We start from the raw sequence: 20,521 nt of genomic DNA, 5'->3' as shown, positions 1-20,521 counted from the left end.
TGAAGCGCAATCTCTCCTCCGGTCGATAGCCGGAGGAGAGGGCGCACGATGGGTCTGATCGAAATCCTGGGCGTTGCCGGAAGCGTCAGTCTGCTGGCGGGCTGGCGGCTCTACCTCGCGATCTTCGCGACCGGCATGGCGATGCGGCTCGGCGCGTTGCCCCTTCCCGAACATCTCGCCGCGCTCGACGTCCTGGCCAATCCCTGGGTCATGGGGATCGCCGGCATCGCCGCGGTCGCCGAGTTCTTCGCCGACAAGATCGCCTGGTTCGACAGCGTGTGGGACGCGGTGCACACGTTCGTGCGTCCGGTCGGCGGCGCGATGCTGGCGCTCGCGATCGTCGATCCGGGCGATCCGGCGACGCAGGCGGTCGCATTCATCCTGGGCGGCGGCGCTGCCCTGGCGGCGCACGGCGGCAAGGCCGGCGCGCGGGCGGTGGTCAATACCAGTCCCGAACCGTTCAGCAACGTCGCGGTCTCTTCGGTCGAGGACGTCGCGTCGGCGGGCCTGCTGTGGGCCGCGTTCGAATACCCCTATGCGGCGGCGGGGATCGCAGCGGTCCTGCTTGCGCTGACCGTCGTGCTGCTGCTGATGGCGCGCCGCGTTTTCCTGAGCCTGTTCGGGCGGCCCAAACCGGCGGCGACCGAAATCCCGCCGCCTCCGGTCTAGCCGCCTACCGTTAGGCGGCGGCCCTGAGCTTGCGGGCCGCGTGACGTTCGATGAAGCCTTCGACGACCGGCGCGATCTTGTCGCGCCAGCGGCTGCCGTTGAAGATGCCGTAATGCCCGGCGCCCTCGGCAAGCAGGTATTGCTTCTTCGTTTTCGGCAATCCGGTGGCGAGATCGAGCGCCGCCTTCGTCTGGCCGATGCCCGAGATATCGTCCCGCTCGCCCTCGATCGCGAGAATCGCGGTATCGCGGATCGCGCCGAGATCGACCGCCTTACCCCGGTGGACGAACGTCCCGTTGGGCAGCGAGTGCTTCTGGAACACTTCCTCGACCGTCTGGAGATAGAACTCGGCGGTCATGTCGCAGACCGAGCGGTATTCATCGTAGAACGCCTTGGTCGCGTCGGCGCTCGCCTCGTCGCCGACGGTGAGATGCTTGAACATCTCGTAGTGGCTCATGAGGTGGTTGCCGAGATTCATGCTCATGAAACCCGCAAGCTGCAGGAAGCCCGGATAGACCCGGCGTCCGGCGCCGGGATACTGCATCGGCACGGTGGCGATCACGTTCTGGCGGAACCACGCGATCGGGCGCTCCATCGCCAGGTCGTTGACCGACGTGGGCGAACAGCGGGTGTCGATCGGTCCGCCCATCATGGTCAGCGTTGCCGGGCGCGCCGGATGCCGTGCGGCGTTCATCACCGCAGTCGCAGCCAGCGCGGGCACCGAAGGCTGGCACACCGCGATGACGTGCGTGCCTTCTCCGATGAATTCGAGGTAATCGACGAGGTAGTCGATGTAGTCGTCGAGGTCGAAGCGACCTTCGCGCGTCGGCACCTGCCGCGCATCGGCCCAGTCGGTGATATAAACCTCGCACCCCTGGACCATCCGTTCCACGGTTCCGCGCAGCAGGGTGGCGAAATGGCCGCTCATCGGCGCGACGATCAGCACTTTCGGCGCATCGGACGCGAGCGCGTCGTGCGTGAACCGGCGCAAGTCGCCGAAGGGCCGGTTGAGGACGATCGCCTCGGTCACCGCCCGCGGGTGGCCGTCCACCGTCACAGCGTCGATGCCGAACGTGGGCTTGCCGCGCGGCTGGGTGGCGTGGGCGAACACCTCGAGCGCGCTGGAAGCCATCGGGCCGAGGCCCATGTAGCCCATCGGAAAGCGCGGATTGGCCATCAGTTCGGACCCGATCGAGGCCCAGGCGCTGACTCCGGTGAGCCAGGCGCGCTGCAGTTCGTAAGCGTGGTAAAGCAACCGTATTCCCCTGCTGGGCGCTTCTCCCGAGCGCTTGTTGCAGTGCACCGTGCCTGCATTCGTTTCGTTGTGCAACGCACAATCGGGGAAGACCGATCCCGCGATCCGCGGATGCGGTGGATTTCCAACGCGGCCCGCCTTATGTCCCGCCCCGATGGACGCGAGCAATCCCGGCGAGACGGCCGACAGCGACGATATCAGCCAGCCGGTGGACGAAGTGCGCCCGCCGAAGGCGCGGAGCATTCGCCCGCTGGTGATGATCTGGCGCCAGGCGCTGAACTATCCGGGTCGGGTGGTGCTGGCGCTCATCGCGCTGTCGATCACCGCGGCGGCGACGCTGGCGATCCCTGCCTATTTCAAGCTGATCATCGACGAAGGATTCTCGTCCGGCGGCGATCTCGACCAGATCGAGCGCGCCTTTCAGCTCATGATGACGGTCGTCGTGGTGCTGGCGGCCGGCACGGCGATGCGGTTCTATTTCGTCAGCTGGCTGGGCGAGCGGGTCGTGGCCGATATCCGCGAACGGGTGCAGGACAATTTGCTGCGCCTCGCGCCCGGCTTCTACGAAGAGAACAGTCCCAAGGAAATTTCCAGCCGGATGACCAGCGATACGACGCTGATCGAGCAGGTCGTCGGCACCACCGTATCGGTCGCGCTCCGCAACATCCTGATGGCGGTCGGCGGGACGATCTATCTGTTCTACCTCGTCCCGCAATTGACCGTCTGGATGGTGCTGATCATCCCCGCGGTCGTCATCCCGATCGCGGTGTTCGGACGGCGGCTGCGCAACGTGTCGCGCACCAGCCAGGACCGGGTGGCCGACATCGGCGCCATGGTGACCGAGGTGCTCGGCGCGATGAAGATCGTCCAGGCCTTCAATCAGGAAGCGCGCGAGCGCGCGCGCTTTCGCGATGCGGTCGAGCAGAGTTTCGCCACGGCGCGTCGGCGGATCATCATCCGCGCGGCGATGACGGCGATCATCATCCTGATCGTCTTCGGCGCGATCGTCATGCTGATGTGGCGCGGCGCGGTCGGCGTCGCCAGCGGCGAGATTTCCGGAGGGACGATCGCCGCGCTCGTGATCACCGCGGGCCTCGTGGCAGGCGCGTTCGGGGCGCTGACCGAGGTCTATGGCGACCTGCTCCGGGGGGCAGGGGCCGCGAGCCGGCTGGCCGAGCTGCTGCAGGAAGAACCCGCCATCGCCGCGCCCGCGCGCCCCGAGGCGCTGCCGGTTCCGCCGCGCGGTTCGCTGAGCTTCCGCAACGTCAGCTTCCGCTATCCCACCCGGCTCGAAAGCCCTGCGCTGCGCGACTTCACTCTCGAGATCCAGCCGGGCGAGACGGTCGCGATCGTCGGGCCGTCGGGCGCGGGCAAGAGCACGATATTCCAGCTGGCCGAACGGTTCTACGATCCGCAGGCGGGCACCGTCCGCCTCGACGGCGTGCCGCTGACGAGCGCGGATCCGGCCGAGATCCGCAGGCGCATCGCGCTCGTCCCGCAGGAAGGCGTGCTGTTCAGCGCCAATGCGCGCGACAACCTGCGCTACGGCAACTGGGACGCGACCGACGAGCAGATCTGGGAAGCGGCGCGCGCCGCCAACGCCGAGGCGTTCCTGCGCGACCTGCCGCAAGGCCTCGACACGTTCCTGGGCGAGAACGGGACCCAGCTTTCGGGCGGCCAGCGCCAGCGCGTCGCGATCGCGCGGGCAATCCTGCGCGATGCGCCGATCCTGCTGCTCGACGAGGCGACGAGCGCGCTCGATGCGGAAAGCGAGCAACTGGTCCAGCAGGCGCTCGACCGGTTGATGAAGGACCGCACCACGCTGGTCATCGCGCACCGCCTCGCCACCGTGCGCGCCGCCGACCGGATCGTGGTGATGGACGAAGGGCGCATCGTCGAACAGGGCAGTCACGGCGTCCTCGCGGCCGGGGGCGGGCTCTATTCGCGCCTCGCCAAGCTCCAGTTCGGGGCCACCCAGGCAGCCTGAACGCCGCGTTCAGCGCGCTCTCATCCAACAGGTTCTACCAAGTGCAGACAGCCGTCGACGAACGGCGTTGACGCACCCCGCGCAAGCGGGTGCGGTAACCGACACAAGCCGGGCCGTTCGCGCCCGTGCGGGGACGCTTAGGGACACAGATATGATCAGCAAGCTTTTCGCCGTTGGCGCCAGCGCAATCGCGCTCGCCGTAGCCTCGCCCGTTCTGGCGCAGGATGCGCCCGCTGCTCCGGCCGCACCGGCTGCCGCCACGACCACGCCGACCATGTCGTTCGGCGACTGGGGCTTCGATCCCGCCGGTCTCGATGCCAACGTCGATCCGGGCGACGACTTCTTCGCTTACGCCAACGGCAAGTGGCTGGCCGCCAACCCGCTGCCTCCCGAATTCAGCCGCTACGGCGCCTTCACCCTGCTCGACGAGAAGTCGACCGCAGACGTCAAGACGATCATCGACGAGCTGGTCGCCAAGGACCCGGCGACGCTGACCAACGACGAGGCGCGCATCGTCGCCGCGTACAACGCCTATTTCGATACGTCCGCGATCGACGCGTCGGGCCTCGCTTCGGCCAAGCCTTACCTCGACACGATCAAGGGCGCCGACACGCTGGGCGAACTCGCCACCGTGTGGGGCCAGCCCGGAATGCCGTCGCCGCTGGGCGGCGGGGTGACCGTCGATGCCAAGGAGCCGACCCGCTATTCGGTCGCCTTCGGCGCGGGCGGGCTCGGCCTGCCGGACCGCGACAACTACCTCAAGACCGGCGAGCGCGACGTCGAAATCCAGACGAAGTACCGCGAATACCTCGCCTTCCTCCTCGGCCAGGCGGGCTATGCCGATGCGGCCGGCATGGCGCAGAAGGTCTATGCCTTCGAGGACCAGATCGCCCGCACCGTGGCCTGGGACCGCGCCACCCGCCGCAATCGCGACCTGACGTACAATGCGCTGAGCCCCGCCGAACTGGCGGCGCTCGACCCGGCGTTTCCGCTCGGCGTCTATCTGAGCGCCTCGGGCTACGACAAGACCGACCGTTTCATCGTCGGCGATCTTCCGCCCGGCGAAGCGCGTATAAGCGAACTCGGCCTCGACCAGGCGACGGTCGCCAAGATCGGCGGCGGCACGCCCGCGATGATGGCGCTGCTGCGCGCGACCCCGGTCGAAGTGCTGCAGGCCTGGACCGTGAAGTCGTTCATGGACAGCAACGCAGCAGTCCTTTCGACCGCCATCGACGAGGCGAACTTCGCATTCCGCGGCACCGTGCTCAATGGCACGCCGCAGCAGCGGCCCCGCTGGAAGCGCGCCATCGGCGAAGCGGAATCGCTGATCGGCGAGCGCGTGGGCGCCGCCTATGCCGCGCGCTACTTCCCCGCCGAGAACAAGGCGGCGATGGAGAAACTGGTGGTCAACCTGCGCAAGGCGATGGCGATCAGCCTGCAGGAAAACGACTGGATGAGCGCGGCAACCAAGAAGGAGGCGATGGCCAAGCTCGAGGCGTTCGACCCGAAGATCGGTTACCGCGACAACCTGGAAACCTACGAAGGTCTCGAAATCGTCCCCAACGCCCCGCTGGCCAATCGCATAGCTGCGAGCGAGTGGAACCGGGCCTATCGCCTCGGCCAACTCGGCGGGCCGATCGACCGGACCGAATGGGGCATGCTGCCGCAGACGGTGAACGCCTATTACAATCCGACCAAGAACGAGATCGCGTTCCCGGCGGGCATCCTGCAGCAGCCGTTCTTCGGACTGACCGCCGACCCGGCGGTCAACTACGGCGGCATCGGCGCGGTTATCGGCCACGAAATGGGCCACGGGTTCGACGACCAGGGCTCCAAGAGCGACGGCACGGGCATGCTGCGCAACTGGTGGACCGACGCCGACCGCGCCGCGTTCGACAAGCGGGGCGACATGCTGGTCGCACAGTACAACGCGTTCTGCCCGTTCGACGACGGCAAGACCTGCGTGAACGGCCGGCTGAGCTTGGGCGAGAACATCGGCGACGTCGGCGGGCTCAGCCTTGCCTACCGCGCCTATCGCCTGTCGCTGAACGGCAAGGAGGCCCCGGTGATCGACGGTCTGACCGGCGACCAGCGCTTCTTCCTCGCCTGGGCGCAGGTATGGCGCGCGCAGACCCGGGAAGCCGCGCTGCGCCAGCGCCTCGTCACCGGACCGCACAGCCCGGAGCAGTACCGCACCAACGGCGTCGTTCGCCAGATGGACGAATGGTACAAGGCGTTCAACGTGACGCCCGACGATGCGCTTTACCTGCCGCCGGAACAGCGCGTCAAAATCTGGTAATCGCGCCCGTTACCATCCGCGAGGGCGGGGCAGTCGCTTGACTTGCCCCGCCCTTGCTTCATGAGGCGCGGCCCATGAGCCTGATACTCACCGCCATTCTGCTCGGGATGCTCGAAGGGCTGACCGAATTCCTGCCGGTATCCTCGACCGGCCACCTGATCCTGGCGCAGGCACTGTTCGGTTACGATCCGGGCGAGTGGTCGCAGTTCAACATCGTGATCCAGCTCGGCGCGATCACCGCGGTGATCGTCACCTATCGCAACCTGTTCTGGTTCACCGGCGTCGGATTGCTGCGCGGCAAGGGCGAATCGATCCGCTTCGTCCGCAATATCCTGCTCGGTTTCCTCCCCGCCGCGGTGATCGGCCTGTTTGCCAAGGACGCGATCGACGTGATGCTCGGCAGCCCGATGGTCGTCGCCGTCGCGCTGGTTGTCGGCGGGGTGGCCATGCTGGTCCTCGAGCGCACTATCGAGCCGCGCCCCGACGAAGGCGTTTCCGAACTGACCATGCGCACCGCGTTCCTGATCGGCTTGGCGCAGTGCCTCGCGATGATCCCGGGCACCAGCCGCTCGGGCGCGACGATCCTCGGCGCGCTGGCGATGGGCGTCGGGCGCAAGACCGCGGCCGAATTCTCGTTCTTCCTGGCGATCCCCACCATGCTCGGTGCCGCGACGGTCAAGATCCTCGACGACCCCGCCCTTCTCGCTGGACAGACGACGATCGGCTGGGCGGAGATCGCCGCCGGGTTCGGATCGGCGTTCCTGGTGGCGATGGTCGTAATCCGCGCGTTCGTCGCCTACGTGTCGCGCCGCGGCTTCGCGCCATTCGCGTGGTACCGGATCGTCGTCGGCGGGGCCGCGATAGTCTGGCTGACGATGCGCTGAGCCCAACGGTTCGTCGCATCGAGCGGAACCTTCCCGTCATTCGGCGCTTTTGCGGTCTAGTATCCGTGTAATGCGCGAGAGTATCTGGTGGGTTTCGTCGTTCTTTTTGCCGTTGGGGCCGTGCTTGCATGGCTCGCTTCGATAATCATGCATCGCGACGACGCGCGGTCGGTCGGGCAGCATCTGGCTGTCGGAGCGATCGGAGCAATTGCAGCGGGCGCGTTGGCAAGCCGGGAATCGCTGCTCGTCGGCGTTTCGCCGGTCGCACTCCTGGCGGGGGTGGCCGGCGCGATCTTTCTACTCGGATTGCTTGCCACCGCGCGCATGCGGATAGCGCGCTGAATCGATTGCCACATTTTTTGCCACATTTTTGACTTACCACCGGGGGCCACCCTTGATATGCAGGCCCCCCATCCAAAAAGGGGAAGATTGAAATGAAGAAGATCATTGCCATTTCGTCGGCGCTGGCCCTCGGCCTCACCGTCGCCGCTTGTGACGGCCCGCAGGAAAACGCCATGGAAGATTCGGGCGAGCAGGCTGCCGAAGTCGTGAACGAAGAAGCTGAAGCCATGGAAGACGCCGGTGCCATCACCGACGCCGAAGCCGACGCGATGACGGACGCCGCCGAAGACAAGGCTGACGCCATGGAAGAGACCGGCGAAGCTGCCGACCAGGCCGCCGGCACCACCACCGACCCGACCTGATCGTTCGCAAGACCGATTACGCAAGGCGGCTCCGGAGAAATCCGGAGCCGTTTTCGTATCTATCCTATATCGGCGTCGCGCCGCTGCCGCGTCCGCCGCGCAGCAGGTACTCCTGCGTGCCGCGATGCACCACGTTGTCGAGGTCGATCACCGCGCTGTTCGCGAATGTGAAACCGGGCGAGAGCGATCGATAGAGCCGGTCGAAGTCGCGCTCCACCGTCTGGCGATAGAGGTCCTCGAAACTCTCGATCACGAAATATGTCGGCTGCAGGTCGTCGATCACGTAGTCGGTTCGCATGACGCGGTCGACGTTCAGCATGATGCGGTTGGGGCTTTGCGCCTCGGTGGCATAGATCACTTCGGTCGGGCCCGACAGAATGCCCGCACCATAGGCCTTGATCGCGCCCGCTTCCTCGATCAGCCCGAATTCCACCGTGTACCAGTAGAGCGCGCCCAGTGCCTTCAACCGGTTGTAACGCATCGCCTTCCACCCGGCGCGCCCGTATTCCTGCATGTAGTCGGCATAGACCGGATCGGTCAGCATAGGCACGTGGCCGAACACGTCGTGGAAGACGTCGGGTTCCTGGATGTAGTCGAACGTCTCGCGCGTGCGGATGAAGTTGCCCGCGGGGAATCGCCGGTTGGCCAGGTGCCAGAAGAACACGTGATCGGGGATCAGCATCGGCACGGGCACGACGCTCCACCCCGTCAGTGCCGAGAGGTCCTCGGACAGCTTGCCGAATTCGGGCACGCCTCCGCGATTGAGGTTGAGCTTCTGCAGCCCGGCCATGAATGCCGATGCGGCCCGGCCGGGCAGCACGTCCATCTGGCGCGCGAACAGATCGTTCCAGATCGCATCGTCTTCCGAGGAATAGTCGGCCTGCCTGGGCTCCAGCCAGTCGTCGCCGACATAGTCGGGCTTTTTCAGCGGCGCGGTGAACACCTCGCGCGGCAGCGCCGGAAGCGTGGTAAAGTCGGTTTCGGATTGTGCGAGTGTGGCCATGGTTTCAGCTGAAACGTCTAGCACCCGGCGCGGTTGCGGGCAAACGGAGGACACGGGGAATGGGTGATCTCAAGTCGAAGCAGTTCGCCAAGCTGTACGAACCGCTGGAACTGGAACTTGTGTCGATGGCGCACTGGGTCGCGGCCACAGGCGCACGGATCGTCGTGCTGCTCGAGGGCCGCGACACGGCGGGCAAGGGCGGGGCGATCCGCGCGCTGTCCGGTCCGCTCAATCCGCGCCAGTGCCGGGTGGTCGCGCTGCCAAAGCCGACCGAGGCCGAAGCGGGCCAGTGGTATTTCCAGCGCTACGCCGCGCACCTTCCTTCTGCCGGAGAGATCGTGCTGTTCGACCGCAGCTGGTACAACCGCGCAGGGGTGGAAAAGGTGATGGGCTTCGCAACCGAAGATCAGGTCACGGCATTCCTGCACGATGCGCCCCGGTTCGAACGCCTGCTCGTCGACAGCGGAATCCTGCTGTTCAAGTACTGGCTGACGACCGATCAGGACAAGCAGGAGGAGCGGCTGAAGGAACGGCTCGACGATCCGCTCAAGCGCTGGAAACTCTCGCCGATCGATCTCGCCGCCCGGCAGCACTACGATGCATACACGCGCGCCCGCGAAGCGATGCTGGCCGCGACCCACAGCGATCATGCGCCGTGGACGCTGGTCGATTTCAACGACCAGAAACGCGGTCGGCTGACGCTGATCCGCGACCTGCTCGACCGGCTGCCCGACACCTCGGTCGAACCGGAACAGCTCGACTTTCCGCCGCTTGCCGGAAAGCTTCGCAAGGAGAAGTACGGCGTGTTGAAGCCGATCGCCGACTACCCGGTGGACTAGATCCGCCGATCAGGCCGCCCGCTCGAAGATCGCGGCGATGCCCTGTCCGCCGCCGATGCACATCGTTTCGAGGCCGTACCGCGCGCTCCGGCGATGCATCTCGTGCGCCATGTCGGCCAGGATGCGCCCACCCGTGGCGCCGATCGGGTGGCCCAGGCTGATGCCCGATCCGTTGACGTTGAGGAGGTCCAGGCGCGAATCGTCGTTCGACCAGCCCCAGCCCTTGAGCACGGCGAGCACCTGCGGGGCGAATGCCTCGTTCAGTTCGACCATCTCGATGTCGTCCCAGCCCATGCCGGTGCGGGCGAACAGGCGCTCCACCGCGGGAACCGGACCGATGCCCATGCGGCTCGGGTCGCAGCCGGCCGCCGCATAGCCCGAGAACCACAGCATCGGCTCGAGTCCCAGCTCCTCGAGCCTGTCCTCCGCCACCACCAGGCAGGCGGCCGCGGCATCGTTCTGCTGGCTGGCGTTGCCGGCGGTCACGACCGCGTCGGGGTTCGACTTCGCCTCGATCGCGCGCAGCTTGCCGAGCGATTCCATCGAGGCGTCGGCGCGGAAACCCTCGTCGCGGTCGAACACGATCGGATCGCCCTTCCTCTGGGGCACATCTATGGGCACGAGCTGCGCGTCGAACTTGCCCGCCTCCCAAGCGGCGGCGGCGTTCCGGTGGCTGCGGACGGCAAAGGCGTCGGCTTCATCGCGCGAGATGCCGTAATCCTTTGCCAGGTTCTCTGCCGTTTCGATCATCCCGCTGATCACGCCGAACCGTTCGACCGGCTGGCTCATCAGGCGGCCGCGCGTCAGTCGGTCCCAAAGCTCGAGGTTGCCCGCCTTCACCCCGCCGCGCAGCGCGGTGGTGTAATGCTCGACGTTGGACATGCTCTCGCATCCGCCCGCGACGACGACGTCGGCATGACCGCTCTCGATCATCATCGCGGCATTGACCACCGCCTGCAGGCCCGAACCGCAGCGCCGGTCTAGCTGGTAGCCCGGCACCTCCAGCGGCAGTCCGGCGGCAAGCCAGCTCCAGCGCCCGATCGCGGGCGCTTCGCCGTTGCCGTAGCCTTGGCTGAACACGACATCGTCGACCCGCGCGGGATCGATTCCGCTGCGCTCCACCAGCGCCTTGAGGATCGCCGCGCCAAGCTGGCCCGCGTTCAGCGGGGCCAGGGTACCCTGGAACCGGCCCACCGGCGTGCGCAGGGGGCTGACGATGGCGGCGCGGCGCTTGGTCATGGCTTTTTCCTCGGTTCGTTCTTGTCGCTTCGTGCGACCACGCCGCGATCGATCAGGTCGCCGATTGCGCCGGACGCCAGGCCCAGTCGCTCGGCCAGCACTTCTTCGCTGTGCTGGCCCAGGTACGGCGCGGGGCGAGGGTCTCCGGCTGGCTGTCCGCCCAGGTTGGCGAGCGAACGCGCGGCGGGGTAGGCAAAGCCGCTCGGGTTGGCGGGAGAAGGGCCGAATAGCGGATTGTCCGCCACCAGCGCGGGATCGCTCGCGGCTTCGTGCATCGTGCGGTATCGTTCGAACGTCGCGCCCGCCTTGCCGAGGCGGGCGGACAGGTCGGCATAGTCGAACCGGCTGGCAGCGTGCTGGACGATGGCGAACAATGCCTCGCGGTGAACGAAGCGGTTGTGGTCGGACCGGGCGAACTCCACGCCGGTCTCCGCCTCGAGCGCGGCAACCGGCTCGGCGATCTCGAGCGCCGCGATCATGGCGTTCCACTGGTTTGGCGTTAGCACCGCGACCATGAACCGCTTGCCGTCGCGGCTGGTGAAGTCGCGCCCCAGCGCGCCCCAGATCGCGTTGCCCAGTCGCGGCCGATCCGCCCCGCGATAGAGCATTTCGGCCATCGCGCCCGAATTGGCGACGGTACCCATCATCACGTCGCCCAGCGGCACGCGAACTTCGCTGCCCTTTCCGGTCGCCGCGCGGTGGTGGAGCGCGGCCATCAGCGCGAACGCGCAATAGGCGCCGGTGATGAAATCCCACGCGGGCAGCACCTGGTTGACCGGGGGGGCGCTTGCGGCGTCCCAGTCTTCGGGTCCGGTCATCAGCGGATAACCACTGGCGGCATTGACGGTGAAATCCATCGCCTGGCGCCCGTCGTGCCAGCCCATGATCCGCACGCTGACCATGTCGGGCCGCCCTTCGATGACCGCTGCGTGGCTGAGAAAGCTCTTTTCCGGCAGGTTGGTGATTAGCTGTCCGGTCGCTCGCGCCAGTTCGACGCACAGCTCGCGCCCCTCTGCCGACTTGAGGTCGAGCGCGACCGACTTCTTGGCGCGGTTCAGGTTCTCCCAGGCGAGGCTGCGCCCTTCGGCGGTGAGCATGTAGCGATCGTAATCCAGCCCGCCGCCGATCTGGTCGACCCGGACGACCTCCGCCCCCATCTGCGCGCAATAGAGCCCGGCGGTCGGCGACGCGACGAAGCTGGAAACCTCGACGATCGAGACGTCGGAGAGGAGTCGGTACATCTACGCCTGCGCCTGAAAATCGCGCAGCATGTGCTTGGCGATCTGCAGTTGCAGAATCTGCGTGGTGCCTTCGTAGATCCGGTAGATGCGCGCATCGCGGAAGAATCGCTCGGCGTCGTATTCGGCCAAATAGCCCGCGCCGCCGTAGATCTGCACCACCCGGTCGACCACCCGGCCGCACATTTCGGACGCGAAGACCTTGAACGCAGCGGCCTTGCGCAGGATGTTCTCGCCCGCGTCGGCGCGCGCGGTAACGTCGGCCATCATGCATTCGGCGGCGTAGATCTCGGTCTCGCTCTCGGCGAGCATCTGCTGGATCAGCTGGAAGTTGGCGATCGGCTCGCCGAAAGCCTTGCGCTCGGTGGCATAGCGCAGCGCGCTGTCGAGCGCGCGGCGGGCGTAGCCGGTCGATGCCGCGCCGACCGAGATGCGACCGTTGTCGAGGCTCTTCATCGCGAACACGAAGCCCTTGCCGGTCTCGCCGCCCAGCAGTGCCTCGCCGGGGACGTGGACGTCTTCCAGGATGACGTCGGCGATGTGGCTGCCCGACTGGCCCATCTTGTGGTCGGGGCTGCCGACGGTCACGCCGGGCGTGTCCATGGGAACGATGAAGGCGGATACGTGCGCGTTCTTGGGCAGGTTGTCCTTTTCGGTGCGGGCCATGATCAGGCCGACCGAGGCGTGCGGCGCGTTGGTGATGTAGCGCTTGGTGCCGTTGAGGATCCAGCCGTTGCCCGACGGGTCGGGTTTCGCGGTCGTCGCCATCGCCGCGCTGTCGCTGCCCGATCCCGGCTCGGTCAGGCCGAAGCAGGCGATCTCGCCCGCGGCGATGCGTGGCCACCACTCGGCCTTCTGCGCATCGGTGCCGCCGTTCTTGATCGCGGAGTTGAACATCCCGACGTTGATCGAGAAGATCGAGCGGAAGGCCGGCGCGGCGTAGGCCATCGCTTTCACCACGCGCGCATATTGCGAGGTGCTGAGGCCCGCGCCGCCGTATTCCTCGGGCACGGTCAGGCCGAACAGGCCCATGTCGCGCATTTCCTGCACGATGGCGTCCGGGATTCGGTCGTTCGCGATCACCTCGCGCTCGGCAGGGATCAGCCGCTCGCGCACATAACGTTCGAGCTGGTCGATGAACTGTTCGAACAATTCGGGGTCCATACCGCTCATTCTTCCTCTCCCTCGGATGGCGTGGCGACCGCTTCGGCTTTGCCCGCCTCGGCTGCCTCGAGCCGTTCGTCCAGCATCGCGGCGGCTTCGTCGAGCGCCTTGGCCTCGCTGACGGTCACGCCGCCGGGGCCGGGATCGCTGTCGGCAGGACCGCAGGCGGCGAGGGCGAGAAAGGCGAATGGCAGGAGCAGGGCCGTGATGCGCATGGCCCTGCCATACCTTGCCCACGAAAAAGAGAAAGCGGGCGAATCGCCCATGCGATCCGCCCGCCTTTCATTGCGCCCTGAGGCAGCGTCGGCCTTATTCGGTGGTGGCAGCCGCTTCGGCAGCCGCAGCGGCTTCCTGTGCGCGGGCGGCAACGTCGGCGGCATTCGCGCCGGCTTCCTCGGCGGTCGCCTCGACGGTCTCGGTCGGTTCGGCGGCGGCATCGGCGGCGGCATTCGCGCTTGCGTCGGCGGCGGGCATCTCGGTCACGTCGGCCATCGCTTCGTCGGCGGGCATTTCGACGGTGTCGGCCTCGGCAGCAGCCGAAGCGTCATCGGTGTTGCCGCAAGCCGAAAGCGCGAGCGCGACGGGAAGGGCGGCGACGAGGGCAATCTTCTTCATGGGGGTAGTCTCCGTTGGACAGTGTCTGGGCGTGTTCTTACCCGTGCCACATTCGCGCCGCAATCGTCTCTGTCCACAACCGGCGCATTTCCTTTGCCCGCCGCCCTATGCCAAGGCGCCCGCATGGCGACGGTCGCAGCTTCCCCCGGTCACGCATATGGGCTCGACGAGGCCCGGGTGCGCCTGCGCGAGGTATTCGGATTCGACGATTTTCGCGGCTCCCAGTCGCAGGTGATCGCCCGCGTGCTGGCGGGCGAATCGACGCTGGCGGTCATGCCGACCGGAGCGGGCAAGTCGCTGACCTACCAGCTTCCCGCGACGATGCTGTCGGGGACCTGCGTGGTCGTGAGCCCGCTGATCGCGCTGATGCACGACCAGCTTCGCGCCGCCCGCGCCAACGGCATCGCGGCCGCCACCCTGACCAGCGCCGATTCCGACTGGCGCGAGACGATCGAGGCGTTCCGCAGCGGTGCGCTCGACCTCTTGTATGTCGCGCCCGAGCGGGCGAGCCAGCCGGGCTTTCGCGACCTGCTCTCGTCCGCGCGGCTGGCGCTGTTCGCGATCGACGAGGCGCACTGCGTCAGCGAATGGGGGCACGACTTCCGCCCCGACTATCGCCAGCTCCGCCCGTTGATGGATGCCTTTCCGCACGTTCCCCGGCTGGCGCTCACCGCGACGGCGGACGCGCATACCCGGGCCGACGTGCTGGCCCAGCTCGGCATCCCGGACGATGGCCTGATCGTTGCCGGGTTCGACCGGCCCAACATCCGCTATGCCATCCGCCACCGCGATAACGCGGTGCGCCAGATCGCGGACCTGATGCGCAGCCAGCCGGGGCCGGGCATCGTTTATGCGCAGACGCGGGCCAAGGTGGAGCAGATCGCCGACAAGCTCGGCGCGGCGACCGGACGCGAGGTACGACCCTATCACGCCGGGCTCGACCCGGCGATGCGCGCGGGCAACCAGGCGGCGTTCGTCGAGAGCGAGGATATGGTGATCGTGGCCACGATCGCCTTCGGCATGGGCATCGACAAGCCCGACGTGCGGTTCGTCGCGCATGCTGGCGTGCCCAAGTCGATCGAGGCTTACTACCAGGAAACGGGCCGGGCCGGGCGCGACGGGGACCCGGCACAGGCAGTCATGCTGTGGGGCGCCGAGGATTTCGCGCGCGGGCGCCAGCGACTGGCCGAAGTGCCGGAGGAACGGCGCGCATCGGAACGCACCCGGCTCGATGCGCTGGCCGGCCTCGTGGAGACCGCCGGATGTCGCCGCGCGGTCCTGCTACGGCATTTCGGGGAGGACCCGCCGGCAAGCTGCGGGAATTGCGACAACTGCATCGAAGCGCCGGGCGTGACCGACGCGACCGAACTGGCGCAGAAACTCCTCAGCGCCGCCTATCGCACCGGGCAAAGCTTCGGCTTCGGCCACCTGCAGAAGGTGCTGACCGGCAGCTCCGACGAACGGGTGGTGCAGCGCGGCCACGACCGGTTGAGCGTGTTCGGGATCGTCGGTGCGGACGACGCGCGGCTGCTCCAGCCGCTTGCCCGCGCGCTTCAGGCGCGCGGCGCGCTCGTGGCGACCGAGCACGGCGGGCTGCAACTGGGCGGCGATGCCAAGGCGATCCTCACCGGCGGGCAGAAGGTGGAGATCGGCGTCCCGCCGGCGCGCGAGCGGTCGCGTGGACGGCGCGGCGGCAATGCGGACAACCCGGTCGGCGATCCGCTGTTCGAAGCCCTGCGCGACTTGCGCCGCGAGATCGCGCGCGAGGCAGGGGTGCCGCCCTACGTGGTGTTCCACGACGCCACCTTGCGCGAGATGGCCTCGGCCCGGCCCGCCACGCTGTCGGCGCTGGGCGCGCTGCCGGGCGTGGGGGCGAAGAAGCTCGAGACATACGGCCCGCGCTTCCTCGCCCTTCTTGCCGGTTAGCGCGGGTCAGGTGTCGAAGAAGTCCACCGCCCCGGTCTTCAGATCGTAGTATGCGCCCACCACCCGCAGCGTTCTGGCCGCGAGCGGCGCTGCGAGCAGCGGGTCGGATGTGGCGCGCAGGCTTTCGGCCACGCGCTTGACGTTGAGATGGACCGCCCGATCGAGCAGGCCCTCGCCCGGCTCGCGCCGCGCCCGCGCATCGATGGATGCCGGAAGGATCGGCTGGACCATCCGCAGAAGCGAGGGCGGCAACTGGGTGTTATCGTTCACGACCGCATTCGCCGCCGCGACCGCGCCGCATTTCTCGTGACCGAGGACGACGATCAGCGGCACCTTCAATTCGGCCACCGCGTAGGCGAGCGAGCCGAAGCCCGCATCGTCGACATAGTTGCCGGCGGTCCGCACGATGAACAGGTCGCCAAGTCCCGTTCCGAACAGGTACTCGGGGCCGACGCGCGAGTCCGCGCAACCGACCAGCGCCGCGAACGGCGTCTGTCCCTGCGCGATCGCGAGGCGGCGGCTGGTGGTGATGTCGGGACGCGGCGAGGTGTCCTCGACGAAGCGGCGGTTGCCATCGCGCAGGCGGGCCAGCGCCTGGTCCGGAGTCAACCCAGCGCCTTGCGTGGCGGCGGCCGAAGCCGGTGCCGCTGCCACTGTCGCCAGCGAAGCCGCCGCGCCCAAGGTTGCCGCTGAGCCGAGAACCTGGCGACGATCGAGATCAAGCATCGTGAGTACTCCCTGTGGTTGCAATGGTCGATTGGGGCGCCGGTCGATCCGGCAGGTGCGGCGCGGCATCCTCGCCGTGGCGGGTCTTCCACAGCGAATAGAGGACCCCGCCCGCGATCAGCGCGGCAGTGACGCCGAGGCTCAGCAGCGGCGGGAACTTATCCCCGCCCAGCACGAAGTCGGCGACGAAGATCTTGGCGCCGATGAACACCAGCACGGCGGCGAGCGCGTACTTCAGGTAGTAGAAGCGGTGCACCATCGCCGCGAGCGCGAAGTAGAGCGCACGCAGGCCGAGGATGGCCATGATGTTGCTGGTGTAGACGATGAAGGTGTCGGTCGTGATCGCGAAGATCGCCGGGACGCTGTCCACCGCGAAGACGAGGTCGGCCAGGTTGATCACCACCAGCGCCAGGAACAGCGGGGTCGCCGCGGTGACCAGCTTGCCGGTCTTGTCGTCGGGCACCTTTACGAAAAAGTGCTGGTCGTGGAGCTGCGGCGTGACCCGCATGTGGCGGGATATCCACTTAACCGCCGGATTGTTCGCGATATCGGGCGCGTGGTCGCCGGCGAAGAACATCTTCAGGCCGGTGAACACGAGGAACGCGGCGAAGATGTAGAGCACCCAGTATGCTTCCGCGACGAGCGCGGCGCCGCCCGCGATCATCAGGCCGCGCAGCACGATCACCGCGATGATACCCCACAACAGGGCGCGGTACTGGTATTTCGCGGGAATGGCGAAGTAGGTGAAGATCAGGCTGATCACGAAGACGTTGTCGATCGACAGCGCCTTTTCGATGAAGAACCCGGTGTAGTATTCCATGCCGGATTGCGCGCCGCGCTCGGCCCAGATCCACGCACCAAAGGCGAGCGCCACCGCAATGTAGAACGCGCTGAGCTTCAGGCTTTCGCCGATTCCCATCTCGCGATCTTCCTTGTGGAGGACCCCGAGGTCGAACGCGGTCAGTGCGGCGACGATGCCGATGAAGGCCAGCCAGAACCAGGCCGGCGTGCCGAGCCAGTCGGCGAACAGGAATTCCATGAAATCTTACTCCGACTGGAGCGAACGAGGCGGGGGCGCCGACCAGGCACCCCCGCGGGACAAGTTCGAGAAAAGGTTCAGTGCGCGGGGGATCGCCGCCGCAGGGCGTGGGCGATGCGGTCCTTCACCGCGAGCTTGATCTTCTTGAGCCGCAGTATCTCGAACGGATCGGGCAGCCGGCGCTTCTGCGCGGCGGCGATCAGCCGGTCGAGTTTCTGGTGGCGTTCCATCAGGCGATAAAGCCGATCGGACATATGGTACTCCCTATCGAACAGGTTGCAGTTCGATCGGAATTGCCGACGCCGGCGGGCACTTTGGGGGGAGGGGTCGTGACCCGGGCCCGGCATCGGCAACTTCCGATGCGGTCCGACATCACACGGCGCAAAACCCGCTTGGGGCGAAGCGCCGCGCCAGAGGGGCCCGGTCCGCTCCTTCCAGATGGGTCGGACGAGCAGCCTTTCAAGAACCCGCTTGCGAAAAAATCGTGCTGCTATAAAAACGATATCACAATTATATCGAAGGGGTGATTCGTCATGACGGTGGAACTCAAGGGGATGAATGTCAGCCGCGAACGCGCGGCGGAGACGTTCAACGGTTACGTGATGCTGCTGGTGGCGCTGGTGCTGAGCGCGCTGGCGGCGTGGCGTTTCGTGCTGTTCGTCCGGCTCGTCGATACCAACCAGCCTGCGGGGTTCGAGGTGGCGGGGGCGCTGATCCTCCTGTTCCTGGCGGTCCTTGCGATGGCCGGGTTCTACATGATCCAGCCCAACCAGGCGGCGGTCATCACGCTGTTCGGCGCGTACAAGGGCACCGACCGGACCGAGGGCCTGCGCTGGGTGTGGCCGTGGATGATGCGCAAGAAGCTGTCGGCGCGCGCGCACAATGTTCATTCCGACCGGGTCAAGATCAACGACCTAAAGGGCAACCCGATCGACATCGCCTGCAACGTCGTCTGGCGCGTCGCCGATACCGCGCAGGCCGTGTTCGACGTCGACGACTACAAGCAGTTCGTCGAGATCCAGATCGAGGCGGGCCTGCGGACCGTCGGCGCGCGGCACCCGTACGACGACCTCGAGGAAGAGGAAGTGACGCTGCGCGGCAGTCCCGACGTGGTCAACGGCGAGCTGCAGACCGAGCTCAACGAGCGGCTGCACGTTGCCGGGATCGTGGTGGACGAAGCCGGCCTCACGCACCTCGCCTACGCCGCCGAAATCGCCGGGGCGATGCTCCGCCGCCAGCAGGCCGAGGCGGTCATCGCCGCGCGGGCCAAGCTGGTGATGGGCGCGGTCAGCATGGTCGAGATGGCGCTGCAGAAGCTGAGCGCGGACGGGATCGTCGAGCTCGACGACGAACGCAAGGCGACGATGGTGTCGAACCTGATGGTCGTCCTGTGCGGCGAGCGCGAGGCGCAGCCGGTGGTCAACGCCGGAACGCTGTACCAGTAAGGACGGCCCGGCGTGAGCGGCTCGCAGAAAAAGGCGTTCGCCCTTCGCCTCGACCCGGCGGTCTTCGCCGCGGTAGAGCGACTGGCGGGCGCCGAACTGCGCAGCGCGAACGCCGAGATCGAGATGTTGCTGCGCGAAGCTCTGAAGGCGCGCGGCGTCCATGTCGGGAAAACCGAGGCGGCGCGCCGCGGGCGCCCGCCGAAGGAGGATTGAAATGAAGGCCCACCTGGTATCGCTTGCGGGAATGCTGCTTGCCGCCGCTTCCCCTGCCTTTGGGCAGGAGCCGCTGACCGCCGCCGGGCCGCAGGGAGTTCTCGCCGGAACGCTCGTCCGGCCCGCAGAGGGCCAGCCGGTCATCCTGATGATCCCCGGCTCGGGCCCCACCGACCGCGACGGCAACAACCCCGCCGGCGTCACCGCGGCACCCTATCGCCTGCTGGCCGAGGCGCTCGGCGCGCGCGGCATCGGTACGGTCCGGATCGACAAGCGCGGGATGTTCGGCAGCAAGGCGGCGGTGGCAGACGCCAACGCGGTCACGCTGGACGCCTACGCGACAGACGTACTGGCATGGATCGATGCCACGCGCGATGCCACCGGCGCCCAGTGCGTCTGGCTCCTGGGACATAGCGAAGGCGGTTTGGTGGCGCTCGTCGCAGCCGAAAAGGCCCGGCACCTGTGCGGGTTGATCCTGGTCGCCGCACCCGGACGCCCGATGGGCACGATCCTGCGCGAACAGCTCTCCGCCAATCCCGCCAATGCCCCTCTCCTCCCCGACGCCATGAGCGCGATCGAGCGCCTGGAAAAGGGCGAGCGGGTCGATGTCGGCGCCATGCACCCGGCCCTGCAGGGGCTGTTTGCGCCGGCCGTGCAGGGATACCTGATCGACATGCTGTCGCGCGATCCCGCGACTCTCCTGGCAGGCGTCGATCTTCCTGTGCTGATCGTTCAGGGCGATCGCGATCTGCAGATCACCGTTGCCGACGGCGAGGCGCTCCACGCGGGCAAGGCATCGGCGACCTATGTGGTGGCTCCAGCGATGAACCATGTCCTCAAGAACGTGACGAGCAACGAGCCCGCGGCCAACTACGCCGCCTATGCCGACCCTTCGCTGCCGATCGCTCCCGAACTGGTCGAGGCGATTGCAAGCTTCGTCTCCGCTCCGGCGGGCAGGAAGGGAGAATAGCCTATGCTGCACAAGTTCTTCGAGCCGGGCGATTGGTTCGCGCCCAAGAAGCGGGGCAAGGGTTCGGGTGTGCCGACCGCGTGGCAGGGCTGGGTCGTTATCGTGACTTATATCGGCGTCGTCATGGGCCTTTCGCGTCTGCTGGTTCGCCCGAGCATGGCGGACTACGTGATGTGGGCGGTCGGCATGGTGCTTGCGACCGGACTGATGATGGTGATCGCCCGCAACCGGACCCCGGGGCGCTGGCGCTGAGCCGGCGCGCTGTCCGTTGAAAGGCTTAGCGCGGCCTTAACCCTTATTTCCTAG

At 67.1% G+C, this 20,521-nt stretch carries 22 protein-coding genes; 12 read left to right on the top strand and 10 right to left on the bottom strand.

Annotated features, from left to right (window positions below):
• Positions 1 to 48 precede the first annotated feature (48 nt).
• On the top strand, positions 49 to 669 hold the full coding sequence (locus AR323_RS00860) for a DUF4126 domain-containing protein (RefSeq protein WP_057882058.1): 621 nt from the start codon (positions 49 to 51) through the stop codon (positions 667 to 669).
• Between the two features lie 10 nt (positions 670 to 679).
• On the opposite strand, the gene AR323_RS00855 is transcribed toward AR323_RS00860, so the two are convergent.
• A complete protein-coding gene (locus tag AR323_RS00855) occupies positions 680 to 1,924 on the bottom strand; it encodes a polyhydroxyalkanoate depolymerase (RefSeq protein ID WP_057882057.1) in 1,245 nt (414 codons plus the stop codon).
• A gap of 154 nt (positions 1,925 to 2,078) precedes the next feature.
• Between AR323_RS00855 and AR323_RS00850 the strand changes: the two genes are divergently transcribed.
• The 5 genes from AR323_RS00850 (at position 2,079) to AR323_RS00830 (ending at position 7,798) form a co-directional block, all read left to right on the top strand.
• Positions 2,079 to 3,911 (top strand): ABC transporter transmembrane domain-containing protein, encoded by a 1,833-nt coding sequence (locus tag AR323_RS00850; RefSeq protein WP_057882056.1) that lies wholly within the window; start codon positions 2,079 to 2,081, stop codon positions 3,909 to 3,911.
• A gap of 151 nt (positions 3,912 to 4,062) precedes the next feature.
• Positions 4,063 to 6,210 (top strand): M13 family metallopeptidase, encoded by a 2,148-nt coding sequence (locus AR323_RS00845; RefSeq protein ID WP_057882055.1) that lies wholly within the window; start codon positions 4,063 to 4,065, stop codon positions 6,208 to 6,210.
• A gap of 74 nt (positions 6,211 to 6,284) precedes the next feature.
• Positions 6,285 to 7,094: an undecaprenyl-diphosphate phosphatase gene (locus AR323_RS00840; RefSeq protein ID WP_057882054.1), complete on the top strand. Its 810-nt coding sequence runs from the start codon at positions 6,285 to 6,287 to the stop codon at positions 7,092 to 7,094.
• Positions 7,095 to 7,181: 87 nt separating this feature from the next.
• Positions 7,182 to 7,436 carry a hypothetical protein gene (locus tag AR323_RS00835; protein ID WP_057882053.1) on the top strand — a complete coding sequence of 85 codons (255 nt, stop codon included), beginning with the start codon at positions 7,182 to 7,184 and terminating at the stop codon, positions 7,434 to 7,436.
• A gap of 92 nt (positions 7,437 to 7,528) precedes the next feature.
• Entirely contained in the window at positions 7,529 to 7,798 is a 270-nt protein-coding gene (locus tag AR323_RS00830) for a hypothetical protein (protein ID WP_057882052.1), read from the top strand.
• A gap of 64 nt (positions 7,799 to 7,862) precedes the next feature.
• On the opposite strand, the gene phhA is transcribed toward AR323_RS00830, so the two are convergent.
• Complete coding sequence (gene phhA, locus AR323_RS00825) at positions 7,863 to 8,801, bottom strand: phenylalanine 4-monooxygenase (protein WP_057882051.1); 939 nt, start codon at positions 8,799 to 8,801, stop codon at positions 7,863 to 7,865.
• Between the two features lie 59 nt (positions 8,802 to 8,860).
• On the opposite strand from phhA, the gene ppk2 reads away from it, so the two are divergent.
• A complete protein-coding gene (ppk2, locus tag AR323_RS00820) occupies positions 8,861 to 9,640 on the top strand; it encodes a polyphosphate kinase 2 (RefSeq protein ID WP_057882050.1) in 780 nt (259 codons plus the stop codon).
• Positions 9,641 to 9,649: 9 nt separating this feature from the next.
• Here the strand turns inward: ppk2 and AR323_RS00815 are convergent, their stop codons facing one another.
• The 5 genes from AR323_RS00815 to AR323_RS00795 all read right to left on the bottom strand — a co-directional run bounded on the left by AR323_RS00815 (position 9,650) and on the right by AR323_RS00795 (position 13,896).
• Positions 9,650 to 10,879, bottom strand: coding sequence for an acetyl-CoA C-acetyltransferase (locus AR323_RS00815; RefSeq protein WP_057882049.1), 1,230 nt, complete (start codon positions 10,877 to 10,879; stop codon positions 9,650 to 9,652).
• Positions 10,876 to 12,120: a CoA transferase gene (locus AR323_RS00810; RefSeq protein ID WP_057882048.1), complete on the bottom strand. Its 1,245-nt coding sequence runs from the start codon at positions 12,118 to 12,120 to the stop codon at positions 10,876 to 10,878. Before AR323_RS00810 ends, AR323_RS00815 begins: the two co-directional genes overlap by 4 nt.
• Entirely contained in the window at positions 12,121 to 13,281 is a 1,161-nt protein-coding gene (locus AR323_RS00805; RefSeq protein WP_123321887.1) for an acyl-CoA dehydrogenase family protein, read from the bottom strand.
• 5 nt (positions 13,282 to 13,286) lie between these two features.
• Positions 13,287 to 13,496, bottom strand: coding sequence for a hypothetical protein (locus tag AR323_RS00800; protein ID WP_057882046.1), 210 nt, complete (start codon positions 13,494 to 13,496; stop codon positions 13,287 to 13,289).
• A 94-nt stretch (positions 13,497 to 13,590) separates the two neighbouring features.
• Positions 13,591 to 13,896: a hypothetical protein gene (locus tag AR323_RS00795; protein ID WP_057882045.1), complete on the bottom strand. Its 306-nt coding sequence runs from the start codon at positions 13,894 to 13,896 to the stop codon at positions 13,591 to 13,593.
• Positions 13,897 to 14,019: 123 nt separating this feature from the next.
• Here AR323_RS00795 and recQ point away from each other — a divergent pair, with 123 nt between their 5' ends.
• Positions 14,020 to 15,822, top strand: coding sequence for a DNA helicase RecQ (recQ, locus tag AR323_RS00790; RefSeq protein WP_057882044.1), 1,803 nt, complete (start codon positions 14,020 to 14,022; stop codon positions 15,820 to 15,822).
• Positions 15,823 to 15,828: 6 nt separating this feature from the next.
• Here recQ and AR323_RS00785 read toward each other — a convergent pair whose 3' ends face one another.
• From AR323_RS00785 to AR323_RS14275, 3 genes are all read right to left on the bottom strand, one after another.
• Positions 15,829 to 16,548 carry a carbonic anhydrase gene (locus tag AR323_RS00785; protein WP_057882043.1) on the bottom strand — a complete coding sequence of 240 codons (720 nt, stop codon included), beginning with the start codon at positions 16,546 to 16,548 and terminating at the stop codon, positions 15,829 to 15,831.
• Entirely contained in the window at positions 16,541 to 17,587 is a 1,047-nt protein-coding gene (locus AR323_RS00780; protein ID WP_057882042.1) for a TerC family protein, read from the bottom strand. Before AR323_RS00780 ends, AR323_RS00785 begins: the two co-directional genes overlap by 8 nt.
• A gap of 77 nt (positions 17,588 to 17,664) precedes the next feature.
• Positions 17,665 to 17,841, bottom strand: a complete 177-nt coding sequence (locus AR323_RS14275; protein WP_083495175.1) for a YdcH family protein — start codon at positions 17,839 to 17,841, stop codon at positions 17,665 to 17,667.
• Between the two features lie 279 nt (positions 17,842 to 18,120).
• On the opposite strand from AR323_RS14275, the gene AR323_RS00775 reads away from it, so the two are divergent.
• From AR323_RS00775 to AR323_RS14890, 4 genes are read left to right on the top strand one after another with little or no spacing between them, the layout of a single operon-like run.
• Positions 18,121 to 19,032, top strand: a complete 912-nt coding sequence (locus tag AR323_RS00775) for an SPFH domain-containing protein (RefSeq protein WP_057882041.1) — start codon at positions 18,121 to 18,123, stop codon at positions 19,030 to 19,032.
• Positions 19,033 to 19,044: 12 nt separating this feature from the next.
• Positions 19,045 to 19,245, top strand: a complete 201-nt coding sequence (locus AR323_RS00770) for a hypothetical protein (RefSeq protein WP_057882040.1) — start codon at positions 19,045 to 19,047, stop codon at positions 19,243 to 19,245.
• Between the two features lies 1 nt (position 19,246).
• Complete coding sequence (locus tag AR323_RS00765) at positions 19,247 to 20,215, top strand: alpha/beta hydrolase (RefSeq protein ID WP_057882039.1); 969 nt, start codon at positions 19,247 to 19,249, stop codon at positions 20,213 to 20,215.
• Positions 20,216 to 20,218: 3 nt separating this feature from the next.
• A complete protein-coding gene (locus AR323_RS14890) occupies positions 20,219 to 20,467 on the top strand; it encodes a hypothetical protein (RefSeq protein WP_057882038.1) in 249 nt (82 codons plus the stop codon).
• Positions 20,468 to 20,521: the final 54 nt, after the last annotated feature.

It is taken from the genome of Tsuneonella troitsensis, assembly GCF_001441535.1.
In the GTDB taxonomy this organism is placed as follows: domain Bacteria; phylum Pseudomonadota; class Alphaproteobacteria; order Sphingomonadales; family Sphingomonadaceae; genus Tsuneonella; species Tsuneonella troitsensis.
Note: the sequence above shows the minus strand (reverse complement) of the source record. Positions and strands in the feature narration are given on the sequence as shown.

Bases quoted from the DNA above. Each gene is read 5' to 3' on its own strand.
- AR323_RS00860 (WP_057882058.1), top strand. From the start codon at position 49: ATGGGTCTGATCGAAATCCTGGGCGTTGCCGGAAGCGTCAGTCTGCTG.
- AR323_RS00850 (WP_057882056.1), top strand. From the start codon at position 2,079: ATGGACGCGAGCAATCCCGGCGAGACGGCCGACAGCGACGATATCAGC.
- AR323_RS00845 (WP_057882055.1), top strand. From the start codon at position 4,063: ATGATCAGCAAGCTTTTCGCCGTTGGCGCCAGCGCAATCGCGCTCGCC.
- AR323_RS00840 (WP_057882054.1), top strand. From the start codon at position 6,285: ATGAGCCTGATACTCACCGCCATTCTGCTCGGGATGCTCGAAGGGCTG.
- AR323_RS00830 (WP_057882052.1), top strand. From the start codon at position 7,529: ATGAAGAAGATCATTGCCATTTCGTCGGCGCTGGCCCTCGGCCTCACC.
- phhA (WP_057882051.1), bottom strand. From the start codon at position 8,801: ATGGCCACACTCGCACAATCCGAAACCGACTTTACCACGCTTCCGGCG.
- ppk2 (WP_057882050.1), top strand. From the start codon at position 8,861: ATGGGTGATCTCAAGTCGAAGCAGTTCGCCAAGCTGTACGAACCGCTG.
- AR323_RS00815 (WP_057882049.1), bottom strand. From the start codon at position 10,879: ATGACCAAGCGCCGCGCCGCCATCGTCAGCCCCCTGCGCACGCCGGTG.
- AR323_RS00810 (WP_057882048.1), bottom strand. From the start codon at position 12,120: ATGTACCGACTCCTCTCCGACGTCTCGATCGTCGAGGTTTCCAGCTTC.
- AR323_RS00805 (WP_123321887.1), bottom strand. From the start codon at position 13,281: ATGGACCCCGAATTGTTCGAACAGTTCATCGACCAGCTCGAACGTTAT.
- AR323_RS00800 (WP_057882046.1), bottom strand. From the start codon at position 13,496: ATGCGCATCACGGCCCTGCTCCTGCCATTCGCCTTTCTCGCCCTCGCC.
- AR323_RS00795 (WP_057882045.1), bottom strand. From the start codon at position 13,896: ATGAAGAAGATTGCCCTCGTCGCCGCCCTTCCCGTCGCGCTCGCGCTT.
- recQ (WP_057882044.1), top strand. From the start codon at position 14,020: ATGGCGACGGTCGCAGCTTCCCCCGGTCACGCATATGGGCTCGACGAG.
- AR323_RS00785 (WP_057882043.1), bottom strand. From the start codon at position 16,548: ATGCTTGATCTCGATCGTCGCCAGGTTCTCGGCTCAGCGGCAACCTTG.
- AR323_RS00780 (WP_057882042.1), bottom strand. From the start codon at position 17,587: ATGGAATTCCTGTTCGCCGACTGGCTCGGCACGCCGGCCTGGTTCTGG.
- AR323_RS14275 (WP_083495175.1), bottom strand. From the start codon at position 17,841: ATGTCCGATCGGCTTTATCGCCTGATGGAACGCCACCAGAAACTCGAC.
- AR323_RS00775 (WP_057882041.1), top strand. From the start codon at position 18,121: ATGACGGTGGAACTCAAGGGGATGAATGTCAGCCGCGAACGCGCGGCG.
- AR323_RS00765 (WP_057882039.1), top strand. From the start codon at position 19,247: ATGAAGGCCCACCTGGTATCGCTTGCGGGAATGCTGCTTGCCGCCGCT.
- AR323_RS14890 (WP_057882038.1), top strand. From the start codon at position 20,219: ATGCTGCACAAGTTCTTCGAGCCGGGCGATTGGTTCGCGCCCAAGAAG.